Here is a 23,168-nt window from a genome sequence, read left to right on the forward strand (position 1 = left end):
TCGGTGGGCCCGTCGCTCAGGAATCCTGTTGCGGGGGAGTGATGATCGCGGCATTGACCAGTGAGAGCAGGTCCTCGATACCGGTGCCGTCGGGCAGCTGGTCGGCGAAGTCGGTCTCCAGCGAGGCCAGGCCGTGCGCCATGGCGAAGGTCGCGATGGCGATGAGGTTCCCCGGCACTCCGCCGCCCCATCCGTCGTCTGCGGCGTCGGAGACCGTGCTCGTGTGCAGTTCCCACGCCCGCGCCCGGGCCGCGACCAGCTCAGCGGCCTTGTTGTCCACCAGGCGGGACCCCATCATCAGCGCGGCCGTGGCGCGGTTGTCACGCGCGAACCGGACATAGACCTGCCCGAGCGTGGCAACAGCCTCGCCCAGTGGCGCATCGTCGGACAGTTCCCCGAGAGCGCGGGTGTGTTCCGCATGGAGGCTGTCGAATCCGCGTACCGCGACCGCGGTGAACAGTGCCCGACGATCTGCGAAGTGGTGAGCAACCGACTGATGGGTGATCCCCACCCGGCGGGCGATGGCGCGCAGGCTGGCCTTCTCCGGACCCGCCTCGTCGAGTTCCGCGACGGCCGCGACGAGCAGCGCCTCCCGGACCTCGGGTGTGGTCCGGCGTCGGATCGGGCAAGCCGGCTTCTGCATGTTCGCGATTATGGCTCACCCGTGCGTGACGCCGGGCGAGGTCGAGGTCACCGCTGGTTTCACAGCTTGCTCGGTCGGGCACGCGGGTGGGGCACAGATCTCTACGACAGGAGCGCGGTAGATGAGCCACCAGCCACCGAAGGATGTCCAGGAAGCAGCCCAGCGCGCGGTCCGGTGGATCGAGGACGGCAAGGCGGGCAAGGGGTTCACCGCCACCGGCCGCCATCGGGCTCACCAGCTGGCCGAGGGCAGGGACGTCGACGACGACCAGATCCGCAAGATGCGCAACTACTTCTCCCGTCATGAGGTGGACCGGGACACCGCCGGGTTCAAGAACGGCGAGGACGGCTTCCCGACGGCCGGACGCGTGGCCTGGGATGCCTGGGGTGGCGACCCCGGACGTCGGTGGGCGAATTCGCAGAAGATCGAGGGGGAGTGAGCGATACAGCAGTGCACCTGGTCTGGTCAGCCGAACAAACCGTCTAGATGGCTGAGCACGTTCCCGAGGTGTGCATCCAAACGTGTCAGGAGGTCGATCCGCTCGCTGTCCCGGTTTCGCCAGTGACGGAGCTCCGCAACGAACACGGCATGGCATGCGGCGGCAACCACCATCGGAACGTAGTGGTCCACATGGTCGCCGGCCCGGTTCGCCACAAACGACTCGATCGGCAACCGCCATTGCTCCCAACGTGCCTGCGCGCCCGCGTGGAGATCCGGAGTGGTGTCCAACAGCTGAAAGCGCTCCAACCACACGTCGCTGCTGAAGACGGCAAGGCGCGTCGATTCGAGGACAGCGGTACGGACGGAGCCGAGCACGTCGTCCGCGTCTGCCGACGCTTCCAGGACATCGGCCAGTCGCTCGATCGTCGCGTCGAACTCGAGCCAGATCACCCCCGATTTCGACCCGAAGTAGCGGAAGAATGTCGTACGCCCGATGCCTGCAGCAGCGGCGATGTCCTCGACGCTGACGTTCTCGTAGCCACGGTCGATCATCAATGCGACCGCTGCTTGCTCCACATCTTCTTTCGACGCCGCCGGTGGGCGCCCCGGTGGACGTCTTCGGGTCTCCATTGTTCCAACTTATGCGGTCACCGCTCGATTCTTCGCTCCGGCGCTGGGCTCCGGCGTATTGTGGTACTCGGTACCACTACCCGCGCTGACTGACCACTCGAAGTGTCACCCAGGTCGTTGCAACGCGGGACCCGGCATCGCGTCCGCGATGCATCCGAGCGATGAAGGAGTGTTGGAAATGGGAAAGTTGGATGGCAAGGTCGCCATCATCACCGGGGCTGCACAGGGCATGGGGGCCGCTCATGTACGGCGGTTCGTTGCCGAGGGTGCCAAGGTCGTTTTCACCGACATCAACGATGACGGTGGCCGCAAGCTCGCGGCTGAACTCGGTGACGGCGCGCACTTCATCAAGCATGACGTCACCTCGCTCGACGAGTGGCGCGCGGTCGTCGCCGAGGCGGAGGACACGTTCGGTCCGGTGGACATCCTGGTGAACAATGCGGGCATCTTGGGGCCCATCGAGGACGTCGTCGAGATCGACCCGGATGAGTATCTGAAAGTCATTGCTGTGAATCAGCATTCGCAGGTGTGGGGCATGAAGACCGTGATCCCGTCGATGCGCAAGGCGGGCGGTGGTGCCATCGTCAACATCTCTTCCACTGCCGGCATGGTCTCGATCGTCGGCGCGCCCAACATCGGCTACGTAGGCAGCAAGTTCGCCTCCCGTGGCATGACGAAGCAGGTTGCCGTCCAGTTCGGGCCGGAACAGATCCGCGTCAACTCGGTGCATCCGGGATACATCAAGACGCCGATGATGGAGGCTGCCACCGACGCCGAAGGCGGCGGTATCGCTGCTACCGTTCCCATTCGTCGAATGGCCGAACCCGACGAGGTCTCCAACCTCGTGTTGTTTCTCGCTTCTGACGACTCCTCGTACATCAGCGGCATGGAGCATGTCATCGACGGCGGATTGACTGCCTCCTGACCTGTTCGATCTGTGACGCGGCGCCGGCTCTCTAGAGAGGGTTCGGCGCCGCCGCTGGTTTCGAGGCCCCTGCATGGGCGCCGCCCGATCTCGCTCGACCTTGCCAACGAGCGATGTCACATATAGAGTCCCTGCCACTGGCAGGCTGAGTGGTGCGTCGACCTGGAAACCACCAGGTCGACGCACTCGACGCCTGATGTCGATGGGGGTCCGATGATGAAGTCCGGTGGGCGCGGTGTCGCGTGGTGGATTGTTCTGGTGGTCGTCGCGGTGATGGCGGTGTCGGCGTTCTACGTGGGCAAACTGCGGTTGAGCGTGATCCCCGACCGGGCGATCGGGCATTCGCCGCCCGCGCCGCAGGCCGGCATCGTCCGGGACAAGTCGATCGAGTACGTGGTGACCGGGCCGGAGGGATCGTCCGCGCGGGTGTCCTACATCGAGCCCGGGGGCCGCGTCGTCGAGGACAAGGTGACGGTTCCGTGGCGTGTGGTGCTCCGGACACGGGAGTTGACGACGTCTGCCGGCGTCCTGACCCAGTCCTCCGGTCGCGGCGAGGTGTCATGTGCGGTGCGGGTCAACGGATTCGAGCGCGTACGTCAGGACGGTTCGGGCACCGATGGCAGCACGGTCGCCAACTGTCTGGTCCCGGTGGCCTAGGTGCGCGGGACGACGGGGGAGCGACAGATGGCCACGACGCGCGAGCGGATCACCGAACTCCGGAAGGGGCTCGCCGCAGAGGTGAGGCGTCCCGCTCGGTTCGACGTGATGCGTGACCACGGTCCGGGACGTCCGCGCCTCGCCCGCTTCCTGTACGCCTGTTCCCTACCGGTCATCGTCGTCTGGCTCCTCGTCGCGGGCGGTCTCAACATCGTTGTGCCTCAGCTGGAGTCAACGGTCACCGAACACGCGCAGTCGTTCCTGCCAGACGAGGCGTCGTCGGTGCAGGCGCTGGTCAAGATGGGGGAGTACTTCGGCGGCGGGGGCAGCAACAACTTCGTCTATGTCCTGATGGAGGGCGACGACCCCTTGGGGCCGGAAGCTCGCACGTACTACAACGAGTTGCTGACGACGCTCACCGCTGACACCGAACACGTCAACTCCGCGATGGACCTCTGGTCGAACCCGGACCTCGCTCCGGCGGCCCAGAGTGCTGATGGCCACGTCGCCTACGTCCTGGTGAACCTCGCCGGAAACATGGGCACCGCGCTGGCCATGGAGTCGACCCAGTCCGCACGCGACACCATCGCCGCGACAACGCCTCCAGCTGGAATCGACGTACACATCACCGGGCCGTCCGCGGTGGTCAACGACGAGATGGTCGCGATCAACGACTCCATCATCCTGCTGGTCTCGGTGTGCGCGTTGCTGGTCGGCGCCGTGTTGCTGCTGGTCTACCGATCCGTCGTCACCGCCTTGGTCCCGCTGCTCGGGGTTGGACTGGCGCTGGCCGTGGCCCGCGCCACCATTTCGTTCTTGGCCGAGAACGAGGTCATCAAGGTCTCGATCTTCGCCGCGGCGCTGTCGGCGGTGATCGTCCTCGGCGCCGGCACCAACTACGGGATCTTCCTCGTCGGCCGGTATCAGGAAGCGAGACGCAAGGGACGCGACCGTGAAGACGCGTACTACGACGCGCTGGCAGGGGTCCAGCACATCGTCGTGGCGTCGGCGCTGACGGTCGCCGGTGCGATGGCCTGCCTGGCCGCGACGCGCCTCGCCATGTTCAGCACGTCCGGATTGCCCTGCACCATAGCCATTCTCATCACGCTCGCAGCCGCGCTGACCCTGGGGCCCGCGGTTCTGGCAGTGGCCACGCGACTGGGCTTCGTGGAGCCACGGGAGTCGGCGTCACCGCGACGGTGGCGTCGGATCGGCACCACCGTTGCGCGCTGGCCGGGCCCGGTCCTCGCGGCCGCACTCGCCGTTCTCGCGGTGATGATCATCCCGCTCTCGATCTACGCGCCGAGCTACAACGAACGCCGCGCCCAGCCGGCGGATTCACCCGCGAACGTGGGATTCGCTGCCGCAGATCGGCATCTGCCGCCGAACATCATGGCGCCGAGCGTCCTGATCGTCGAATCCGACCACGACATGCGCAATTCGGCGGATCTGATCGCCCTCGCGCAGCTGACCGATGCCGTTGCCTCGATCGACGGTGTGAGCGCGGTCCAGGGGATCACCCGCCCGCTCGGTGAGACCCTCGATCAAGGCACCCTCACCTCCCAGGCGGGGTACGTCGGCAACAGGTTCGGCCAGATGACGTCGCTTCTGCGGGATCGCATCACCGACCTCGACGCGATCGGTGCGACGATCGACGATCTCGACACCGCCATCGACGGAGTCGACGCGGCGCTGCGGCAAGGGGCGGCCGGTGCGGGGGCGTTGTCCGACGCCACCACGCAACTGCAGCGGACGAGTGAGTCGACGCTGGCGAAGGTCGACGACCTGACGGCCGGGATCGCCCCGGTGCGCGGGATCGTGAACTCGATCCCGCAGTGCCAGGATGTCGCCGCCTGCCGCACCGCGCTGACCGGTCTCTCGGTCCTCGATGACGTTCCCGCACTGAGAGATTCCGTCCGCGACCTCGCCGTCGGCACCCGGTCGCTGAGCGCAGCGCTGCCCACCGCCGCGCGGCAGATCCCCATTCTGCGCGCCACGGTCACGCAGCTCCGTGAACTCATCGGCCCGTTGCGGACCACCCTGGGTGCACTGCTCCCGCAGGTCGGCGAGATCACCGACTTCCTCGACGAGGTGAGCGGCGCATACTCGGCGGGCAGTCCCGCTGCCGGTGGATTCTTCCTACCCAGCCAGGCATTGGAGAGCCCGCTCTTCCAGAGCGGCATGCCGTACTACTTCTCCGACGACGGCAAGGCGACGCGGATGATCGTCACCCCGCAGCGCGAGGGCTTCAGCCGTGACGCGATGGACGTCAGCGCGGAGGTGATACCCACCTCGTTGGCGGCGATCAAGAACACGTCGCTGGCCGGATCCACGGTCAGCATCGGCGGACCGGGCGGCACGCTCCTCAACATCGAGTCGTTCGCCCACGAGGACTTCATCGCGATCGTCGTCGCCGCCTTCGCATTCGTGTTCTGCGTGGTCCTGGTCCTGCTGCGCAGCCTCGTGGCCGCGCTCGCAGTGATCGGAACCGTCGGGCTCTCCTATCTGTCCGCGATGGGGGTGTCGGTGTTCCTGTGGCAGGGGCTCATCGGTAATCCGCTGCACTGGTCGGTCGCGCCCATCGCGTTCACCTTCCTGGTGGCCGTGGGTGCCGACTACAACATGTTGCTGGTCAGCCGTTTTCGAGAAGAGTACGGCGCCGGCGGCGGCACCGGGCTGATTCGCGCCATGGTCGGAACAGGAAGCGTTGTCACGCAAGCAGGTCTGACGTTCGGGATCACGATGCTGGCGATGCTCGCCAGCTACGCGCACAACGTCGCGCAGATCGGCACGACCGTCGCCATCGGACTCCTCATCGACACGCTCATCGTCCGAACCCTGGTCATGCCGGCGATCGCGCGGCTGTCCGGCCGGTGGTTCTGGTGGCCGACGCCGTTCGTGTCGCTGGCCCCGCGACGCTCGATCGGGAACGAAAGCGTCGCGGAAGGGATTCCTCCAGTCGCGCAACGGGTCTGACGAAGTGCGCCTTCGCAGAGATGACGGCCTACGTCAGCGAACACGGGATCGGTCGACAGGCCCGGTGACGGAAACGTCGTTGGACGCGTGACTCGGCGTGCAGCGACGGGTTTCACTGTCCCCGTCGACGGGCACGCGGTGGGCACAGGCCTGACGACAGGACCGAGGAGGGTCAGTGAAGATCACGGTGTTGGGCGCGCCGAGCAGTGCTGGTGCCTACTGTGTGGGCGTAGAGCGAGCGCCCGCTGCGTTGCGAGATGCTGGTCTCGTCGAGCAGTTGGCGGCCACCGGCGCGGAGGTCGTCGATGCGGGGGATCTGACAACCCGGTTGTGGTTTCCCGACCGCGAGAGTCCGTTCGCGCAGAACCTGAGCGACGAGACGGATGCACTGATCGAGCTCTCCGCAGCTGCGGCCGACCTGCTCGCAGCCGGGCAGCGTCTGCTCGTGCTCGGCGGAAGCTGCACGGTTGCGGTCGGGATGTGCGCCGCGATGGCATTGTGCGGGGAGCGCCCCCGCATCGTCTACGTGGACCGGCATCTTGATCTCAATACGCCACGCTCGACAGCGGAGGGTTCGCTGAGCTGGATGGGTATGGCGCACGCGTTGGCCCTCGAGGGGGCTGCGCCCGAATTGGTCGGCCTCACGAACCGCACGCCGATACTGCACCCGTCGGACCTGGCCTATCTCGGGGTGGATGTGACCCGGGAGACAACCGGGTGGGAACGCGAACAGGCCACTGCGCTGGGACTTGCAATCGTCGATCAGACGAGGCTCTGCGACGACCCTGAAGACGCGGCCCGCGGCGCGCGAAGCATGCTCGCCCCCGGACCGTTCGCGGTGCACCTCGACGTCGACGTGCTCGATTTCCTGGACGCGCCGATCGCCGAGAACGTGAACGGACGGAACAGTGGACCGACGATTGCGGTCCTCGAACAGGCCCTGGTCACGCTCCTGCGCGACCCGGATTGTCTGGGGATGTCGATCGGGCAGCTGGACCCCGCGCACGCGTCAGCGGATCACACCGCGGTACCCCGGCTCGTTGCGGCGCTCGTGTCGGCACTGACCTTCACCTAGGCAGCCCCGACGCACGAGAACGTCAGCCGGTCAGACCGAGACCACCTCGGTCCTGACCTCAGGGACGAGGGGAAACACCTGCTGCGCAATGCGTTCGAGCTCGTCGTGGGCGGGTGAACACTGGATCAGCAGGAGTGTGAGGCCGGCGTCCTGGTAGGCGCGGATCTTCTCGGCCACCACCTCGGGGGTGCCCACCAGTTCCGGGCGGAGGCCGCGGGTTCCGACCGAGTACTCGCGCTTGGTGAGCTCGACGTCGAGCTCGGAGTTGCGCGCGAACTCTTCGAATGACGCGTATCCCGGTGACCGAGGATCGATGGTGGTGATGCGGTCGAGTTCGGCCCGTGCCTCCGCCTCGGTGTCGCGAACGATCACATAGGCCGACATCCCGAACTCGGCCATGTCGCGCTGGTGGATTCGCTGCGATCGGTCGTTCATGTCGGCGATCTTGGCGCGGACCTCGTCGACGGTACCGCCGTGTAGCACATAGGAATCCGCGAACGTCGCAATCGACTCGCGGCCGCCCTCGCTCTCCCCGCCGGCGAAGATCGGCGGCTGGGCGACGGGTTTCGGCGACAGGATCGAGTCGTGGACCGAGAAGTGTTCACCCGCATAGGAGAACGGAGTGTGATTCCACAGTCCACGCAGGATGTCGACGAACTCTTGTGCCTGCCGGTAACGCTCGTCATGCCGGGTGAAAGCGCCACCATACTGCTTGGCCTCCTCCTCCCACCACGCCGCGACGACGTTGAGGGCGAAGCGTGCCGGATCCGACGATGCACCACCTGCGATGTCGGTGATGGTCGCGGACTCTTTCGCGGTGACGGCCGGGAGGTGGAAGCCGGCCCGCACCGCCGTCATCACCCGAAGGCGCTCGGTGACGGCGAGGATCGCCGACGACAACGACCACGCTTCGAGACTGGGCGCGTGAATACCCTTCCGGTCGTTCAGATACAGCTCGGGGACGAGCGTCGTGTGATAGCCGAGACGATCCGCGAGCTGTGACAGTCGCTTCACGTAGTCCCACGTGGCGGGCATGGCCTCGTCGCCGACGTTGCGCAGGAAGCCGCCATAGATCGGAGTCCAGTAACCGAAATGCATGTCAGTCCTTCGTGATCGTGTCGAGAGATGAGCGCAGATCGTCGACCAGGTCGTCGGGACTCTCCAGCCCTATCGACAGTCGAATCGTGCTTCTGCTGAACCCGGCCGACGCCAGGCGCTCGTCGTCGAAGTGGCTGTGGGTGGTGGTGGCCGGGTGCACCACCAGCGAGCGGACGTCGCCGATGTTCGCGACGATCGAGAACACCTGCAGCGAATTGATGAACTTCTCCACTTCGCGCTCGTCGCCGACGAGGTCGAAGGAGAACACCGACCCGGCGCCTCGGGGCAGATAACGTTGCGCAGCAGCGTGCCACGGGTTGCCGGCAAGGCCCGGGTGGTGGACCTGAGTGACCGCAGGGTGTGAATCGAGGAACCGCGCGACGGTCAGTGCCGTCGACACCTGCCTCTCGAGGCGGAGGTCCAGCGTCTCTACGCCCTGCAGGAGCTGGAAGGAGTTGAACGGCGAGAGGGCGGGTCCGAGGTCGTGGACGAGTTTCGTCTTCGCGTAGACGAGGAATGCGCTGCGGTCGCGTCCGAACGTGTCCCACAGAACGAGGTCACCGATCCGCGGATAGGGTTCGGTGAACTGCGGCCACCGCTGCGGTTCCGCCCCGAAGTCGAAAGTCCCGAGGTCGACCACCACGCCCCCGAGTGAGGTCCCGTGGCCCCCGATGAACTTGGTCGCCGAATAGACGGCGATGTCGGCGCCGAACTCTTTGGGGCGAAGAAGATATGGAGTAGCGATGGTGTTGTCGACCACGAACGGCACCCCGACCTCATGGGCGATCCGCGCCACGGCGTCGACGTCCAGCACCGAAGCCACCGGGTTGCCGATGGTCTCGGCGAAGAACGCTCGGGTCTCCGGCCGGGCGGCGTCGCGCCACCCGTCGAGGTCGTCCTGGTCGACGAGGGTCACCTCGATACCGAAGTCCGCGAAGGTGTCGGTGAGGAGATCGACTGTGCCGCCGTATAACTGACGCGCGGCGACGATGTGCTCACCGGTCTTGGCGAGCGTGAGCAGGGCCACTGCCACCGCCGACTGCCCGGACGCGGTCGCCAGCGCCGCAACCCCTCCGTCGAGATCGGCGATGCGCTGTTCGAAGACCGTTTGGGTCGGGTTGCCGGTGCGGCTGTACAGGTTTCCCGTCCGACGCAGCGAGAAGATGTCGCGTGCCTGAGCGAAGTCACCGAAGTCGTAGGCGACCGACTGGTAGATCGGTGGGATCACCGTGTTCTGTGCGGTACCCGGCGTGTATCCCGAGCGAACCTGGCGGGTCGCGAACCCTGGGGACTGGGGCATGAGTGTGCTCGATCCTTCTCTACGTCGCGGTGGGGATTGTTCGAAACAAAACACTGAATGTTCGACGAACACACCAGTTCTGCTCGGCGTGATCCATATTGTTGTTCGCTCGCCCCCGCATCGGTCAGGGTTGCGTCATCAGCAGTCCGAGATCGACCGGAACGAGGGACACACCGTGAGCACCGAGTGGCTGGAACCCGACGCCAACGCACGAGGTTCGGTGGTGGTCATCGCCGGACGTGGTGAGCACGCCGACGTGTATGGGCGGTTCGCGCGGCGGATCGCATTCGATGGGTACCGCGTCACGGTCGTGGAGAATGCCCGTGAGTCCGTGGCCCGCGCGCTCTCGTCTTCGCAGATCCCGGGCCCCCTGGTCGTCGTCGGATCAGACAGTGGCGCGGTGACTGCGCTCGACATCGCGCCCGAGTATCCGGCTGTCACCGGGATCGTCCTGGCAGGGCTACTCGTCGACGGTCCGCCGGCCCTCCCGAGCGAGTGGGACGCGGAGCTCGACGCGCGGTCCGCGTGTCCGGTCCATCGTGGCGTACTGGGGAAACCCGATGCGATAGACCGAGGGGCGCTGCAGGAGGCGACGTCCGTCGCGACCCCCGAGTCGCTCGCGCGCGTGACGTCCCCGGTGCTGCTCGTGCACGGCGACGCCGACACGGTGAGCCCGGTCGACCCGGTGCTCGCGGCCTCGACCGCGCTGCCCGACGTACGTCTCACGCTGGTCCGCGGTGGTCGCCACGACATCCTCAACGACGTGACCCACCGCAGCGTCGCCGCGGAGATCGTCCAGTTCCTCGAGCGATTGCGCGAACCCGGAGGCCAGGACCTGCTCCGTCGTGAGCCCGTCCGGACCCTCGCCTCGTAGTCGCGAAGTCAGGACCGAACCCGCCGACAGCGGTGAGGGGAGAAGTGGAGTGACGGTAGTCACCGACCCGGAGATCGTCGACCCGTCATGGCTGTTGGCGCGGGTGGCCGACCGCCGTGGTGAATTGGCGGATGCGGTCGCTGATCTCGTTCACTCGGGCGAACTCCCCCCGGGGTCCAGACTGCCGACCGTCCGTACGTTGGCGAAGGTCAGTGACCTCAGCGTCGGTTCGATCTTGCAGGCGTGGGGAAAACTTCAGGAACAGGGGATCGTTCAGACCCGGCGTCGTGGTGGCACCGTGGTACTCCCTCCGGAGGACAGCGTTCCCGAGCGGGGTCTTCGCGAGTGGCGCGGCGTCGACCTCGCTCAGAATGCCCCGGACCTGGCACTGCAGCCGTCCTTGTCCGACGCGCTGGTCGCGAGTCTCGGTGCCGAGACCCTCAATGTTTTCGGCCGCGAGATCATGACCGAACGTCTGCGAGCCGCGGCGTCGCCGACCTGGCCCTTCGAGCCGCAGGCATGGGCCACCGCCGGCGGCGGCACCGAGGCGCTGTTACTCGCGATCGAGGCCGCGGCGCCCGTCGGATCCACCATCGCCGTGGACGAACCACTCGGACCGGGAGTGCTGGACACGATCCGTGACCTGGGCCTGATCGCAATCGGCATCGGTACCGACGCGCACGGGCCTCGCGCGGACGAACTCGACGCCGCACTTCGGGCGGGAGCATCCGCCTTCGTGTTCCAGCCAGGTGCCCCGTTCGGCGTCGACCACGTCGTCACAGATGAGCGGGCCGGCGAGCTCGCGCGGGTCCTGGAGCGTCATCCTGCTGTCTGGATCATCGAGGACGATTCGATCGGGCCGCTGGAATCAGAACCGCTCCCGTCCCTCGGTGGCGTTTTCCCGGACCGGGTCGTCCGAATTCGGAGCTACTGCAAGGCTTATGGCATCGACGTCCGAACCTCGGTGCTCGGAGGTTCGCGGCACCTGATCGACGCCGCGATGAAGAAGCGCAGTCACGGCGTCGGGTCCAACAGCAGGATCTTGCAGAACACGCTGGCCTATCTGATCGCGAGTGACGACGCCGAGCGAGCCGTCGCCCGAGCGCGCGAGCGATACGCGTCCCGGCGTGCACAACTGCTGGCCGCGCTGCGCGAGCGAGGCATCGAGGCCTTCGCGGGACCGCGGAGTCTGGTGGTGTGGGTGCCTGTGGAGGACGAGACGGCAGGGCTCGTTGCTCTTGCCCGGCAGGGGATCTCGGTCGGTTCCGGATCCCGGTCGTTCGTCGATGTCCGCGACCGCCACATGTTGCGCATCTCGGCGACCCAGCTACCCGACGACGCCGAGAGCATCCGGCAACTCGCGGACCTCGTGGCGGTGGCCATCACAGAGTCGTCGCGGGAGTTCTTCGATTGACACTGTTTTGTTCGGTCATCTGATCAACATTCGAAATGTGTTCGGAGCAAGCGGAATTTAATACTCGGCGTCCGTCGGTTCTCTGAATATCCTGTGAAACAGACCTTGTGGGTGCACGCGCCCGTAGCCATATGAAGGAGCACGATCATGTTGAGACGGCAGCTGAAGCTGGGCGCAGTCCTCACTCCGACCGGCGGTCCCGGCCACCCGTACACGTGGCTCGACCCGGAGATCCCGGGCGACGCGAGCGTCGACATCGATTGGTACATCGAATACGCGCGCCTCGCCGAAGAGGCGAAGTTCGATCTGGTGTTCATCGTCGACAGCCAGTTCATCACCGCCGATTCCCCACCGCACTACCTGAACCGGCTCGAGCCCCTGACCCTTCTCTCCGCTCTCGCGGTGTCCACCAACAACATCGGGCTCGTCGGCACTCTGACCACTTCGTACAATCAGCCCTTCAACGTGGCTCGCCGGTTCGCATCACTCGACCTGATCAGCCGGGGACGCGCCGGCTGGAATGTGGTGACGAGTGGTGACGGTGGCACGGCAGGAAACTACGGGCTGGACGAGCACTACGACTACGCCACGCGCTACGGCCGCGCCGCCGAACACCTCGAGGTCGTCCAGGCTCTCTGGGATTCGTACGAGGACGACGCGTTCGTCCGCGACCGGGCCACGAAGCGTTTCCTCGATCCGTCGAGGCAGCACACGCTCAACCATCGCGGTGAGTACTTCTCGGTGACGGGTCCGCTCAACATCTCCCGATCCGCCCAGGGACAGCCGGTGATCTTCCAGGCCGGAGACTCCGATCAGGGACGTGACCTGGGTGCTCGGTTCGGTGAAGGTATCTTCACGCACGCACCGAATTTCGAAGCGGGCGTTGCGTTCTACTCCGACATCAAGTCGCGCGCAGCGGCGTACGGGCGGTCGCCGGAGGAGCTTGTCGTCCTCCCCGGGGCGTTCATCACCGTAGGTGACACCGATGATGAAGCCCGGGAGATAGAGCGCGAGACCCAGCTGGCAGACAACGATTTTCAGCGCTCACTCCGAGAGCTGGGCCGACCCTTCGGTTGGCACGACTTCAGCCGGTACGACCTCGACGCTCCCTTCCCGCAGGAAGCCCTCGCCGACGCCGAACGAAGCTTCTACACACAGGCGAAGAAGATCACCGAGCTCGCGTCGGCGAACGGCTTCACCCTGCGGCAGACCGTGGAGACGCTGAACGCGCCCAAGAAGTCTCCGTTCACCGGTAGCGCCGAGACCGTGGCAAACGAACTGCAGCGTTGGCTCGACGGTCGTGCTCTGGACGGCATCAACATTCACATCGGTCATCCGGCTCAGTTCCGTCGCTTCGTCGGCGAGGTCCTGCCGATCCTCCGGGAGCGGGGTGCGGTCCGTGACGAGTACGAGCACGACACCCTGCGCGGCAACCTGGGCCTGCCGTTCATCGAGAACCGTTACACCCGTTCACGGTCCGAGAACGGCGCGGAGCCCACGCCGATCGACACCGCCGTTCCCGCGACGGTCTGAACACCGAACTCTCCGAACATCCCACTTCACGAACACCTCTCCCAACGAAAGCCATCCGATGAAGCTCACCCGCCGCCGCAAGGCACTCGTAGCACTCGTTGCCGTCTCCTTACTGGCGCTCGCGGGCTGTGGGTCGCCGAGCGGTTCCTCCGCCGGCAACGTCGTCAAGTGGGGCCAGTCCGGACCTCCACCGGGGGACTGGGACCCGGTCGTCACCGGCGCGACAGGTGCGACCATCAACCTCACGCCGATCTACGAGCCGCTGCTCACCCAGGACGAGAACGGCAATCCCGCACCGGCGCTGGCCGAGAGCTGGAAGTACAACGCCGACGGGACCGCGGTGACCTTCACCCTCCGCCCGGGACTGACCTTCCACGACGGCAGTCCGGTGAACGCAGATGCGCTCAAGTACTACATCGACCGTGCGATCAACCAGGAGAACAGCGCGCTCATCGGGTCGTACCGGAACATCAAAGATGTGGTGGTGGACGACGATCTGAACTTCACCGTCAACCTGAAGAGCGTCGACTACCAGATCCCCTATCTGTTCAGCATTCGCGCCGGACTCATCACGAGCAAGGCGGCGAGCGAGAAGGACGTCGAGGCGCTCAACACCCGCAATCCCGTGGGCGCCGGTCCGTTCAAGGTCGTCGAACTCGTTCCCGAGTCACACATCATCCTGGAGAAGTTCCAGGGTTATTGGGACGCCGACAACATCAAGATCGACCGGATGGAAATCAGATTCGGCAACGATCCCACGAGTCTGGTGTCGTCGGCCCAGACCGGTGTCTACAACTTCGTGACCCTCGACCAGAACCAGGTGCAGCGGGCGCGCGACGCAGGCCTGAACGTCGTCCGGGACATCTCCAAGAACTGGTCGGTGCAGTTCCTCAGTGTCAATCGCAACCTCGAACCGTTCGATGACCCGCGCGTGGTCGAGGCATTCCGAGCCGCCGTCAACTCGCAGGAGTTCGTCGACAAGGTGACCGTGGGAGAAGGTCAGGTCGCGCATCAGCTACTCCCCAAGGGACACCCGCTGTATGCCGAAGAACTCGAGGGTGCGTTCCCGTATGACCCCTCGAAGGCCAAGAGCCTCCTCGCCGCAGCCGGTTACCCAGACGGTCTGGACATCACGCTCGATTCCGCTCCCTTCGTGCCCGATTCCCAGCTCGAGCTGATCCAGTCGCAGTTCGCCGCGATCGGTGTGCGTGTCAGCATCAACAAGAACCCGAACTGGTCGAAGGGGTACTTCGCCAAGAGCCAGGCGTTCTCCACCTACGGGTACGTCGGCCGGAACTCCCAGGCGCAGACGCTGACCGAACACTATGACGTCGGCGGGGTGCTCAATCTCAGTTCCCCGTACTCCCCAGGCGCATTCCAGTCCGCCCTGGCCGCGTTGCGGGCGACGCCGATCGACGCTGCCGACTACCCGGACAAGGCACGGGAGACATCGGTCGCCGGATTCCTGGAGGGCTCCACCATCCCGCTCTACGCACAAGCCATCACCTGGGCGGCGTCGGCGGACCTCTCGTCGGACTTCGACAATCGCGAGGGGTTCCTGAACTGGCGCGGAATCACCGTCGGCGCCAACAGCTGATCGAGACCCTCACCACCGCTCGGCACGATCATCACCGACAAGGACATCCCATGTCTCTCCTTCCTGTTCGCCCCGGACTCGCCCTGTTCGAGGTGCCGCTCACCGAGACGGACGCCGCCGCGGGTTATGACGTGCTTCTCACGAACGCGGTGAGAGCGGAATCGCTCGGTTACCAGACGTACTGGGTGGCCGAGGGCCGGTTCTCCAACATCGGTCTTCCCTCTTCGCTCGTCCTGCTCAGTGCTCTGTCGCAGCGCACACAGCGGCTGCGCCTCGGTACCGCGGTCATCCCGTTGGCATTCGATCATCCACTGCGACTTGCCGAGTCGGCCGCGGTCGTCAACACACTGAGTGGGGATCGGCTCGAACTCGGTGTCGGTAAGGGCAATGGAGGCGGGTTCTCCACCGCCGCGTACAACGTGTACGACCTGGACGAGGCGCAGCGCGAGAGTCTGTATCACGACGCGCTGACGCGGCTGAGGGACGCTTTCCACCTCGAACACGTCTCGGAGGGGCAGGCTTTCGGCTTCTATCCGCCCGCAGGGCAGCTACCGCAACGACTGTGGCAGGCGACGTCGAAGCCGGACACCGCGCGTGACATCGGGCGATCCGGAGATGGTCTGCAACTCCACCGGTTTGCGCAGGGCGGACCCACCGGCGAGGTGCAGGCGCTCCTCGTCGAGGCGTATGTGAATGAGCTTCCGTCCGACCGCACACCCCGGATCGGGGTGTCCCGTTCGGTTCTTCCTGCGGAGAGCAAGGAGGACGCGAGACGCCTGTTCGCCGACTACCTCGAGCGCTACCCGACGGCGCTGCCGTGGGCCAACCCCGGCTCGTCGCCCGCAGACCTCATGCGCGACTTCTACATCCTGCACGGCACCCCGGAGGAGATCGTCGCCGAACTCGCTGCGGACTCGGCGGCGAACGCGGCGACCGACTACCTCTTCAGCGTGCCGCTGGGCCTGTCCGATCACCACTATCGCGAGAGTCTGGCGGTGATCGCCGAGGCGATTCATCCCCAGCTGCCGGCGGCGCCGTACCCCGAGGCCGGCCTGGCGCACGCTGCCGCGCCGGTCGCGGTCGGCTGAACCCGGTCACCGAGGAGAAGCCATGGTCATCGCACAGGTGAGCGAGCCTCACAACCGAGAACCCGCAGCCCTGACTCCGAGCAGTGTCCGGCCACGGCGTCGGAGTTCGCGAACGGCGACCGCACGACGTATCGGGGTCACTGTCCTGCGTTCGATCGGGATCTTCATTCCGGTCTTCATCATCGCCACCTTCATCACGTTCTCGCTGCAGGCGATCAGCGGCCTCAGTCCGGCCTATCTCCAGGCGGGTGACAATGCCACGCCCGAACTCGTCGCCCAGATCGAACGCGAGTGGGGACTCGACCGTCCCTTCCTGATCCAGTACTTCGACTGGTTCGGTTCGGTCCTGCGCGGAGATCTCGGCAACAGCTGGCACAACGGGTTCCCGGTGTCGGAGATCCTCTTCGACCGCGCGCTCATCAGCCTGTCCATCGCGGGCTTGGCACTTGTCATCGGAGTGGTGGTGGGGCTGCTGCTCGGCGGATTGGCGGCCTCTCGACCGACCTCGCTCCTCGACCGGTCGATCACCGCCTTCTCCACCCTGATCTCCACCATGCCGCCGTTCATCGTGGGCATCCTTCTCGTGTCGATCTTCGCCGTCGGTCTCGGATGGTTCCCCGCAGCCGGATACACGCCGATGTCCGAGGGCTTCGGGTCCTGGCTCTGGTTCGCCACCCTGCCCGCGATCGCCCTCAGCGTCGACACCGTGGCCGAGGTCGCGCGCCAGACACGAGTCGGCCTCGTCGACGCCTATGACCAGAACTACATCATCGGCGCACAGGTTCGTGGGCTCGGATCCCGACGCATCTTCTTCGTCCACGCCCTCCGGAACGGTATCGGCCCGACTCTGGCGCTCCTCGGACTCAAATTCCCCGCGCTGCTCGGTGGCGCGGTCGTCACCGAGGCCATCTTCGGTATCGCGGGGTACGGCAGGTTCGCGGCCGACGCGGCACAACGGGGCGACGTGCCCGCGGTCCAAGGCGTCCTGGTCATCTCGATCGTGTTGGTGGTCGGGTTCAACCTGATCGTCAACATCCTCCTGAACCGACTGGTGCCCGCGTCGACGAGAGGTCTCTGACATGATTCGCGACATCTGGGCGGTCCGCAGCGGCCGCGTTGCCCTGATCGTCATCGGCATCGCCTTCTTCCTCGTCGTCTTCGGCCCGCTACTGGCGCCGTACGACCCGTTGGAGGGCTCGCCGGACATTCTCGCCGGTCCCTCGGCCCAGCATTGGTTCGGAACCGACTACCTCGGTCGCGACACCCTCAGCCGACTGCTGGCCGGAACCCCGTTGAGTCTGCTCAGCGCTGTCCAGGTCGCGGTGATCGGACTCGTGATCGGCGCCGTGCCCGGCGTGTTGTCGGTCTACTCGGGCCGGGTGTTCGAATGGTCGACGCTCCGCCTCGTCGACACCCTCGTCGCACTACCGTTCCTCGTCTTCGCCGTTGCGGTGACCGCTTTGCTCGGTAACGCTGTCACGCAGGCGATGATCGTCGTCGGTGTGCTCACCGCGCCCGCCTTCTACCGTGTCGCCCGCGCCGCGACGCTCGCGGTGGCACATTCTCAGTACGTCGAAGCAGCCCGTATCGCCGGCGCCGACGTGTCCTGGATCGTGCGGAAACATGTGGCCAAGAAGGTTCTCCCGGCCGTCGCGGTCGTGTTCGCGAGCACCCTCGGCATCGGACTCATCACCGTCGCGGCGCTGAGCTTCCTCGGCATCGGTGTCCAGCCGCCCGCCCCGACCTGGGGCGGAATGCTCGCTTCGGACCTGGGGTACCTCACCTTCCGTCCCTACGCCCCGTTGATCCCGGCGATTCCCATCATCATCGTGGTCTGGGCGTTCAACGTTCTGGCCGACGTCATCCGCGATGTCCGAGGCGTCTCCGGCCGTCAGCTACTCACTCGTCCGCGTCGCCGGGACGCGACCACGGCGCCATCCGCCACGACACAGGGAGCCTGACCGCGATGTCGACCCAGACAACCTTGCCCCAGACAACCGCAGCCCAGACAAGCGCGGCCCAGGCGACTTCGGTCCGGATGTCCGAGACAAATTCCGAGACAACCGATTCCACCACTCCGGAGACCATCCTGCGTGTGGACGGGCTCCGCATCACCGACGAGGTGAGTGGCTCCGTGCTCGTGGGCGGAGTCGATTTCGAACTCCGACGGGGTGAGACTCTCGGCATCGTCGGCGAGTCCGGCAGTGGAAAGTCGATCAGCCTGCGAGCGGTACTCGGTCTGTTGCCGAACGGCCTGTCGGTCACCGGAGGGACGATCGAACTGTTCGGTGAGGACATCTCCGGTCACAGCGTGACGGACTGGAACCGTCTTCGCGGCACCGGGATCACCGCCGTCTTCCAGGACCCGGGGTCGTATCTGAACCCGTCCATCTCGATCGGGAAGCAGATCGCGGAAGTCCTGCGGGTCAAACGTGGACTCGGGCGTCGGGCCGCCGGCCGTCGAGCGCTCGAATTGCTCGACGAGGTGCGAATCCGGGAGCCCGAGTGGGTTTCTCGCCAATACCCGCATGAGCTCTCGGGCGGGATGCTGCAACGGGTCGCCCTCGCCATCGCGGTCTCGCTCGAGCCTCGCATCCTGATCGCCGACGAAGCGACGACAGCCCTCGATGTGACCGTTCAGGCCGAGGTCCTCGACCTCATCGCCGATCTCGTGGAACGACACAACCTCTCGCTCATCGTCGTATCGCACGACCTGGCGGTGGTGTCCCAGGTCGCCGACCAGGTGATCGTCTTCCGTGACGGCCTCGTCGTCGACCGCGGTCGCACGTCTGATGTCCTCCATCGCCCGAGCCACGACTACACCCGGATGCTCGTCGACGAGCACGAACGCTACGGCATCGGCAAGTACACGACGGAGATCGCACAGACGGGGGCCGCACATGTCGTCTGACCGGACACCGCTTCTCGACGTCAGGGACCTGGGGGTGAGCTACGGTCGCGGACATCGTCGTCAACAGGTGCTCCGCGACGTCAGCTTCACGATCGCCCCGGGCGAGGCTCTCGGTCTGGTCGGTGAGACCGGTTCGGGCAAGTCCACCATCGCCCGAGCTGTCCTCGGCCTCGCCGACGTCGACGCCGGAGAGATACACATCGACGGAACTGAGGTGACGTCCTTCGACCGGGCGCGCTGGCGGACGTTTCGCCGAGAAGGCATCGTGCAGTACGTGTTTCAGGACCCGCTCCGCAGCCTCGATCCGGAGCGGACGATAGCCCAGTCGCTCGCCGAACCCCTCGAGATCAGTGGCCGATACCGCCGCGACGAGGTCGAGGCCAAGGTTGCGGCAAGACTCGCGAGCGTCTCGCTCGACCCCGATGTCCTCGGCCGGTTCCCCGCCGAGATCTCCGGCGGTCAGCGACAACGGGTCGCGGTCGCACGTGCGCTCATCACCGATCCGCGGTTGATCATCCTCGACGAGCCGGTCAGCGCTCTCGATTCGGCGAATCGGGTCAATGTGATCGAGATCCTCGCCTCGCTGCGTGACAGCGGCACCACACTGCTGTTCATCTCTCACGATCTCGGGTCGGTGGCCGGCGTGACCGACCGTCTCCTCGTTCTCTATCGCGGTTCGATCGTGGAAGACGGAGCCACCGACGAGGTGCTCCGTCGGCCCGATCACCCGTACAGCCGACTCCTCGTCAAGTCCGCACCGACCCTGCGTGGCGGGGCCACCGATCGGCTGGAACGCGAGCGGCTTCGGCAACTGGTCGCCGAGCACGACGGCGCCGTCTGACCCCGATCGAAGAGCAGCTCGTGCCGGGGTCGCTTACTCGGGCCATCCGAGTGCGTCCGCACCCAGGACCGCGGCAGCGGCATTGCGTCCCGGGATGCCGCTGACCCCGCCGCCGCGACGAGCGCCCGCGCCGCACAACAGCACTCGCGGATGAGGTGTCTCCACGGCCCAGCGGCCGACCTCCGACGCCGTCTCGGCCCACGGCCACTGCAACGGCCGGTGGAAGATGTGCCCGCCGGGTAGTCCGACGGCCTCCTCCAGGTCCTGCGGCGTCTTCGCCTCGATGCACGGCCGGCCGTTCAGATCGTGGGCGATGACAGATTGAATCGGTTCGCCCAGTACAGAATTGAGAGAAGCGAAGGTTGCGCCGACGGCGTGCTCGACGGCTCCGGGTTCGTCGAACACCTCGGGCGGCATGTGCAGGCCGAACAGTGTGAGCGTGTGTTTGCCCGCGAGCTCCGGACCGAGGATCGACGGGTCGGTGAGAGTGTGACAGTAGATCTCGCACGGTGGGAGAGCGGGCACTTCACCGCGATCGGCCTGCCGCCACGCATCGTGCAGTTGCGAGGCGGTCTGGTTGATGTGGAAGGTCCCGGCGAACGCCGCCGCCGGCGGGACCGACCCGTCGCGGAGTCGTGGTAACCGGTCGAGCAGGAGGTTGATCTTGAGCTGCGATCCGCGCACCTCGGGCTCGCAGGGGATCGGCGTCCCGTCGAGGAAGGTGTTGAACACCTGTGGCGCGCACGCCGCGTAGAGCATCGAGCCGCGGAAGGTGCCGCCGGTCGTCTCGACGGTGCCGTCTCCGGGATCGACGCCCGTGATCTCGACTCCCGTCACGATGTCGGCGCCTGCCGAGGAAGCGGCCTGATAGAGAGCGCCGGACACCGCGCCCATCCCGCCGACCGGGACGTCCCAGTCCCCGGATCCGCCGCCGATGATGTGGTACAGGAAGCAGATGTTCTGCCGCAGGGTCGGATCCTCGAGGTCGGCAAAGGTGCCGATGAGTCCGTCGGTGGCGGCGATCCCGCGGACCAGGTCGTCGTCGAAGTACTGGCGCAGGAGCGTGCCGAGCGGCAGCGTGGTGAGCGCCTCCCACAGTTCGGCGGTCGAGGTGTCGGTGGCGAACCCGTCTGGGCCGACGACGAGGTCGTGCATCTCGGCGGCGGTGCGCAGCGGCTGGATCATGGTCGGGAACACGCGGTCGGCGATCACGCCGAGCCTGCGGTAGAACGACTGCCATGCGGTGAAGCCGATGTCGGAGCCGGTCACCTGCCGGAACGACGCGGCCGTCGCGGCGTCGTCGAGGTTGTCGACCAGGATCGCGCGCGCCGGGTCGGACGGCAACGGGGTGTACGACGAGTAGCGCCGGCGGATGAGCGAGATGTCGAGGTCGAGGTCGGCGATGATCTCGCGCGGCATCAGCGAGACCAGGTACGAATACCGCGACAACCGCGCGGGAAGACCGGCGAACGGCGTCGCGGACACGGTGGCGCCGCCGACGTGGTCGGCCTTCTCCACGACCAGCACGCGGCGTCCGGCCCGGGCGAGATACGCCGCCGCGGTCAACCCGTTGTGACCGGCGCCGACCACGATGTCGTCGTACGACGAGTCTTCGGTGCCCATCCGACCAGGGTTCCAGATCGACAGACGACGCAGGACGTGGTTGTCGACATATCCTGATTCGGTGGACATCCCCTCGGTCGAGCTCAGCAACGGAACCTCGATCCCCCTGGTGGGGCTCGGCACCTACAACATGCTCGGCCGCCCGGGTGTCACTGCCGTCGGGTCGGCGATCAAGTCCGGGTACCGGCTCGTCGACACCGCGCCCAGGTACAGCAACGAGCTGAGCGTGGGGATGGGCCTGCACGGAACCGGTGTCCCCCGCGAGGAGATCGTGGTGCAGACCAAGCTCGGGGGCGGCGATCAGGGCTTCGACGAGGCGATCAACGCCGCGAAGGAGAGCGCACGGCGCCTGGGTGTCGCGCACATCGACGTCTACCTCATCCACTGGCCCTGCCCGAGCCTCGGACGCACCGTCGATTCGTGGAAGGCGCTGCTGACGCTCGCCGACGAGGGCTATGTCCGCACCCCGGGGGTGTCGAACTTCAAGGAGCATCACCTGCAGATGCTCTTCGACGAGACGGGACGGTGGCCGGTCCTCAACCAGATCCAGTGCTCACCCGCCCTGGCGCGAACCGAGCTTCGGGAGTTCATGGCCGACAAGGGCATTCACGCCCAGGCCTGGCATCCGACCGGCCGCAAGGAAGGGCTGCTCGCCGATCCGGTCATCCTCCGGATCGCCCGCAAGTACGGCAAGTCGCCTACCCAGATCGCGCTTCGATGGTCGGTGCAGAACGGCATCAGCGTCGTCCCGAAGTCATCGCACACCGGCCGGCAGGTCGAGAACGCCGACCTCTTCGATTTCGCTCTCGACCCGGCCGACCTGGCCGAACTCGCCACCCTCGATCGCGGCGAGCATGCCGCGCGCGACTCCGACGTCGACGAGGAGTTCTGACCCGCTCGTCGACCGGGCGTCGTTCCCCGTCGACCGTGCATGGTTTTTCGTCGACTGGGCGCTCCCAGGTCAGCGAATCTTGAAGATGACCATCCGCTGGACGACGAAGTTGATGACCGTCGCGGTGCCCTGTGCGATGACGTAGGCCGCGAAGCTGTAGAGCAGCGTCTCCTGCCACGCATGCGACAGGGCGGTGTAGATGCCGACGTTGACGAAGTAGGTCACCAGATAGAGCGCGATGACCGACACGAACCTCGCCATGCTCGGTTCGGCCCTGAACGTCCATCGACGGTTCAGCAGGTACGCGACGGTGGTGCCGAGGATGAAACCCGCGGACTTGGCCGGCCAGAACGGCATGTCCAGGCCGTACTGCAAGAGGATCGTCAGCCCGAAGTCCAGGAGCCCGGAGAACCCGCCGGTGATGACGAAGCGCACGAGCTGGGTCTTCAGGCCGACGTTCGTCGACGCCTCTTCGTCGTCGAAGGGCAGCTCGATCGGCATCGGCGCATGCCGCGTGGCGAAGTCGTCGTGGCTCGGTTCGTCGTCATCGCGGACGTGGTCACCAGGGTCGGGTCGAGACACGCTGACACCCTAGCCGACGACGTTCGCGGAGCGCCGACGGGCGCGAGGGGAGCCGGACGCGAGCTCGA

At 66.2% G+C, this 23,168-nt stretch carries 21 protein-coding genes; 15 read left to right on the plus strand and 6 right to left on the minus strand.

From position 1 onward, the window contains the following. Positions 1-16: 16 nt before the first annotated feature. The gene (locus KTR9_RS02030) at positions 17-643 is read right to left on the minus strand and encodes a TetR/AcrR family transcriptional regulator (protein ID WP_010843200.1); all 627 of its coding nucleotides are present in this window, start codon (positions 641-643) and stop codon (positions 17-19) included. Between the two features lie 121 nt (positions 644-764). Between KTR9_RS02030 and KTR9_RS02035 the strand changes: the two genes are divergently transcribed. Continuing rightward, positions 765-1,082 carry a hypothetical protein gene (locus KTR9_RS02035; RefSeq protein WP_014924996.1) on the plus strand — a complete coding sequence of 106 codons (318 nt, stop codon included), beginning with the start codon at positions 765-767 and terminating at the stop codon, positions 1,080-1,082. A 26-nt stretch (positions 1,083-1,108) separates the two neighbouring features. Here KTR9_RS02035 and KTR9_RS02040 read toward each other — a convergent pair whose 3' ends face one another. Further along, positions 1,109-1,714, minus strand: coding sequence for an acyl-CoA-like ligand-binding transcription factor (locus KTR9_RS02040; RefSeq protein ID WP_014924997.1), 606 nt, complete (start codon positions 1,712-1,714; stop codon positions 1,109-1,111). 178 nt (positions 1,715-1,892) lie between these two features. Here KTR9_RS02040 and KTR9_RS02045 point away from each other — a divergent pair, with 178 nt between their 5' ends. The 4 genes from KTR9_RS02045 to KTR9_RS02060 all read left to right on the plus strand — a co-directional run bounded on the left by KTR9_RS02045 (position 1,893) and on the right by KTR9_RS02060 (position 7,347). Next, complete coding sequence (locus tag KTR9_RS02045; protein ID WP_014924998.1) at positions 1,893-2,639, plus strand: glucose 1-dehydrogenase; 747 nt, start codon at positions 1,893-1,895, stop codon at positions 2,637-2,639. A gap of 213 nt (positions 2,640-2,852) precedes the next feature. Further along, positions 2,853-3,296, plus strand: a complete 444-nt coding sequence (locus KTR9_RS02050; RefSeq protein WP_014924999.1) for an MmpS family transport accessory protein — start codon at positions 2,853-2,855, stop codon at positions 3,294-3,296. 108 nt (positions 3,297-3,404) lie between these two features. Continuing rightward, positions 3,405-6,272, plus strand: coding sequence for an MMPL/RND family transporter (locus KTR9_RS02055; RefSeq protein WP_443134924.1), 2,868 nt, complete (start codon positions 3,405-3,407; stop codon positions 6,270-6,272). A 175-nt stretch (positions 6,273-6,447) separates the two neighbouring features. Further along, the gene (locus tag KTR9_RS02060; RefSeq protein WP_014925001.1) at positions 6,448-7,347 is read left to right on the plus strand and encodes an arginase family protein; all 900 of its coding nucleotides are present in this window, start codon (positions 6,448-6,450) and stop codon (positions 7,345-7,347) included. A 30-nt stretch (positions 7,348-7,377) separates the two neighbouring features. Here KTR9_RS02060 and KTR9_RS02065 read toward each other — a convergent pair whose 3' ends face one another. After that, entirely contained in the window at positions 7,378-8,445 is a 1,068-nt protein-coding gene (locus tag KTR9_RS02065; RefSeq protein WP_014925002.1) for an LLM class flavin-dependent oxidoreductase, read from the minus strand. A 1-nt stretch (position 8,446) separates the two neighbouring features. After that, positions 8,447-9,745, minus strand: coding sequence for an O-acetylhomoserine aminocarboxypropyltransferase/cysteine synthase family protein (locus tag KTR9_RS02070; RefSeq protein WP_014925003.1), 1,299 nt, complete (start codon positions 9,743-9,745; stop codon positions 8,447-8,449). Between the two features lie 175 nt (positions 9,746-9,920). On the opposite strand from KTR9_RS02070, the gene KTR9_RS02075 reads away from it, so the two are divergent. The 9 genes from KTR9_RS02075 to KTR9_RS02115 all read left to right on the plus strand — a co-directional run bounded on the left by KTR9_RS02075 (position 9,921) and on the right by KTR9_RS02115 (position 20,003). Beyond that, positions 9,921-10,619: an alpha/beta hydrolase gene (locus tag KTR9_RS02075; protein ID WP_014925004.1), complete on the plus strand. Its 699-nt coding sequence runs from the start codon at positions 9,921-9,923 to the stop codon at positions 10,617-10,619. Between the two features lie 49 nt (positions 10,620-10,668). Continuing rightward, the gene (locus KTR9_RS02080) at positions 10,669-12,033 is read left to right on the plus strand and encodes an aminotransferase class I/II-fold pyridoxal phosphate-dependent enzyme (RefSeq protein WP_014925005.1); all 1,365 of its coding nucleotides are present in this window, start codon (positions 10,669-10,671) and stop codon (positions 12,031-12,033) included. Between the two features lie 147 nt (positions 12,034-12,180). Continuing rightward, complete coding sequence (locus KTR9_RS02085) at positions 12,181-13,566, plus strand: LLM class flavin-dependent oxidoreductase (RefSeq protein WP_014925006.1); 1,386 nt, start codon at positions 12,181-12,183, stop codon at positions 13,564-13,566. 58 nt (positions 13,567-13,624) lie between these two features. After that, positions 13,625-15,163 (plus strand): ABC transporter substrate-binding protein, encoded by a 1,539-nt coding sequence (locus tag KTR9_RS02090; protein WP_014925007.1) that lies wholly within the window; start codon positions 13,625-13,627, stop codon positions 15,161-15,163. Between the two features lie 50 nt (positions 15,164-15,213). Beyond that, on the plus strand, positions 15,214-16,251 hold the full coding sequence (locus KTR9_RS02095; protein WP_014925008.1) for an LLM class flavin-dependent oxidoreductase: 1,038 nt from the start codon (positions 15,214-15,216) through the stop codon (positions 16,249-16,251). Between the two features lie 22 nt (positions 16,252-16,273). After that, on the plus strand, positions 16,274-17,329 hold the full coding sequence (locus tag KTR9_RS02100) for an ABC transporter permease (RefSeq protein ID WP_014925009.1): 1,056 nt from the start codon (positions 16,274-16,276) through the stop codon (positions 17,327-17,329). A gap of 1 nt (position 17,330) precedes the next feature. Further along, positions 17,331-18,212: an ABC transporter permease gene (locus tag KTR9_RS02105; RefSeq protein ID WP_014925010.1), complete on the plus strand. Its 882-nt coding sequence runs from the start codon at positions 17,331-17,333 to the stop codon at positions 18,210-18,212. 5 nt (positions 18,213-18,217) lie between these two features. Next, entirely contained in the window at positions 18,218-19,162 is a 945-nt protein-coding gene (locus KTR9_RS02110; protein ID WP_014925011.1) for an ABC transporter ATP-binding protein, read from the plus strand. Further along, complete coding sequence (locus tag KTR9_RS02115) at positions 19,152-20,003, plus strand: ABC transporter ATP-binding protein (protein WP_014925012.1); 852 nt, start codon at positions 19,152-19,154, stop codon at positions 20,001-20,003. Before KTR9_RS02110 ends, KTR9_RS02115 begins: the two co-directional genes overlap by 11 nt. Before the next feature lie 33 nt (positions 20,004-20,036). Here the strand turns inward: KTR9_RS02115 and KTR9_RS02120 are convergent, their stop codons facing one another. Next, positions 20,037-21,626 (minus strand): phytoene desaturase family protein, encoded by a 1,590-nt coding sequence (locus KTR9_RS02120; protein WP_044507512.1) that lies wholly within the window; start codon positions 21,624-21,626, stop codon positions 20,037-20,039. Between the two features lie 61 nt (positions 21,627-21,687). Between KTR9_RS02120 and KTR9_RS02125 the strand changes: the two genes are divergently transcribed. After that, positions 21,688-22,518: an aldo/keto reductase gene (locus KTR9_RS02125; RefSeq protein ID WP_010843212.1), complete on the plus strand. Its 831-nt coding sequence runs from the start codon at positions 21,688-21,690 to the stop codon at positions 22,516-22,518. Between the two features lie 69 nt (positions 22,519-22,587). Here the strand turns inward: KTR9_RS02125 and KTR9_RS02130 are convergent, their stop codons facing one another. Continuing rightward, complete coding sequence (locus KTR9_RS02130; RefSeq protein ID WP_083888925.1) at positions 22,588-23,100, minus strand: GtrA family protein; 513 nt, start codon at positions 23,098-23,100, stop codon at positions 22,588-22,590. Between the last annotated feature and the right edge of the window lie 68 nt (positions 23,101-23,168).

Source organism: Gordonia sp. KTR9, assembly GCF_000143885.2.
Lineage (GTDB): Bacteria > Actinomycetota > Actinomycetes > Mycobacteriales > Mycobacteriaceae > Gordonia.

What these genes read in the sequence shown, in the direction of transcription:
- KTR9_RS02030 (WP_010843200.1), bottom strand. Translation starts at nt 643, where the DNA reads ATGCAGAAGCCGGCTTGCCCGATCCGACGCCGGACCACACCCGAGGTC.
- KTR9_RS02035 (WP_014924996.1), top strand. Translation starts at nt 765, where the DNA reads ATGAGCCACCAGCCACCGAAGGATGTCCAGGAAGCAGCCCAGCGCGCG.
- KTR9_RS02040 (WP_014924997.1), bottom strand. Translation starts at nt 1,714, where the DNA reads ATGGAGACCCGAAGACGTCCACCGGGGCGCCCACCGGCGGCGTCGAAA.
- KTR9_RS02045 (WP_014924998.1), top strand. Translation starts at nt 1,893, where the DNA reads ATGGGAAAGTTGGATGGCAAGGTCGCCATCATCACCGGGGCTGCACAG.
- KTR9_RS02050 (WP_014924999.1), top strand. Translation starts at nt 2,853, where the DNA reads ATGATGAAGTCCGGTGGGCGCGGTGTCGCGTGGTGGATTGTTCTGGTG.
- KTR9_RS02055 (WP_443134924.1), top strand. Translation starts at nt 3,405, where the DNA reads ATGCGTGACCACGGTCCGGGACGTCCGCGCCTCGCCCGCTTCCTGTAC.
- KTR9_RS02065 (WP_014925002.1), bottom strand. Translation starts at nt 8,445, where the DNA reads ATGCATTTCGGTTACTGGACTCCGATCTATGGCGGCTTCCTGCGCAAC.
- KTR9_RS02070 (WP_014925003.1), bottom strand. Translation starts at nt 9,745, where the DNA reads ATGCCCCAGTCCCCAGGGTTCGCGACCCGCCAGGTTCGCTCGGGATAC.
- KTR9_RS02085 (WP_014925006.1), top strand. Translation starts at nt 12,181, where the DNA reads ATGTTGAGACGGCAGCTGAAGCTGGGCGCAGTCCTCACTCCGACCGGC.
- KTR9_RS02090 (WP_014925007.1), top strand. Translation starts at nt 13,625, where the DNA reads ATGAAGCTCACCCGCCGCCGCAAGGCACTCGTAGCACTCGTTGCCGTC.
- KTR9_RS02095 (WP_014925008.1), top strand. Translation starts at nt 15,214, where the DNA reads ATGTCTCTCCTTCCTGTTCGCCCCGGACTCGCCCTGTTCGAGGTGCCG.
- KTR9_RS02100 (WP_014925009.1), top strand. Translation starts at nt 16,274, where the DNA reads ATGGTCATCGCACAGGTGAGCGAGCCTCACAACCGAGAACCCGCAGCC.
- KTR9_RS02105 (WP_014925010.1), top strand. Translation starts at nt 17,331, where the DNA reads ATGATTCGCGACATCTGGGCGGTCCGCAGCGGCCGCGTTGCCCTGATC.
- KTR9_RS02110 (WP_014925011.1), top strand. Translation starts at nt 18,218, where the DNA reads ATGTCGACCCAGACAACCTTGCCCCAGACAACCGCAGCCCAGACAAGC.
- KTR9_RS02115 (WP_014925012.1), top strand. Translation starts at nt 19,152, where the DNA reads ATGTCGTCTGACCGGACACCGCTTCTCGACGTCAGGGACCTGGGGGTG.
- KTR9_RS02120 (WP_044507512.1), bottom strand. Translation starts at nt 21,626, where the DNA reads ATGGGCACCGAAGACTCGTCGTACGACGACATCGTGGTCGGCGCCGGT.